1 protein-coding gene is annotated in these 1,043 nt (G+C 37.8%); it reads left to right on the top strand.

What is annotated here, in order from left to right:
* Nucleotides 1-1,043, top strand: a 1,043-nt coding sequence (dptF, locus tag A3761_RS23345) for a DNA phosphorothioation-dependent restriction protein DptF (RefSeq protein ID WP_068751002.1), incomplete at both ends; no start/stop codon positions are given.

Below are 1,043 nucleotides of genomic sequence, written 5' to 3'. Positions count from 1 at the left end.
TGGATGCTACACACAGCTTCGAACCTAAGAAGACTGCTATTGATACTCTGAACGAATTATTCAGCAGGCATTTGACTAGCGATAAAGCACTCGTCGTTGGCATCAATATTGGTATGTTGGCGAATTTTGAGCGCGAAGGTGATGATGCTCACTCCAGGGTTAAGAAAGCAATAAATGCCTATTTAAACAACGAAAAAGATAGTACCGAATACACTTTTTTAGATTTTGAATCATTTCCAAAATTCCAGATATTGGATGGTGAGGTTCAGTCAGAATTTTTTAAAACACTATTAGATAAAGTCGTTCGTGATGATAGTCGAAACCACTTTCGTGACTTATACAATGAATGTCATGCTTCAGGTAAAGATAAGAAGTTAGCGGCAAACTTCTTATTGTTGCGCGATAGTCGAATCCAAAAGGTAGTCATAGAGTTATTGCTGAGTGCCCGTATCAGAAAGGATCAGTTCATTACGACACGGATGCTCCTAGACTTCATATACTGCATCCTGACTGGACCGGGATATTTATTTGATAATCTATTTAATGGTGGAGATAACGAACTGCTAGGAGCGTTAGCAGAGTTTGATCCTAGCCTTATTAGAAACCGACAGCTTGATTTGTTTGTACTTCATCGTTCACTTGAATTTGAAGATGCTGGATATAGATTATTTATTGAAGAAGTTAAGAGTAAGTATGGGGTGTCTAAGAGCCAGTCTCCACCGTCGATGATCAGGTTTTTCTACTTACTAAAATATACTTCTTTAGATAACAACTACCACTTTGCTTTCAAAAAGTCATTTAACGAAGAATCGCAGCTACTCTATCGCAACATTTGGGAAAAACACAAAAACTACGCTGGTAATAGTGAAGATAAAAAAGTTCTGCGTACTTTCTACGACGACGTTATTTTCGCTGCGATTAACAAGCATGCGAATAGGAATGCTCCTTATCTTTCAAAAGATGAATTCTATATATCTTCTCATGGCGGATGTGATCTAGCATCTGAAATGGAGCTCAGTGTTGTTTATAAGTCTATCGAAGAA

The sequence above is a fragment of the Oleiphilus sp. HI0123 genome, from assembly GCF_001635315.1.
This window is presented reverse-complemented; position numbering and strand designations above follow the sequence as displayed.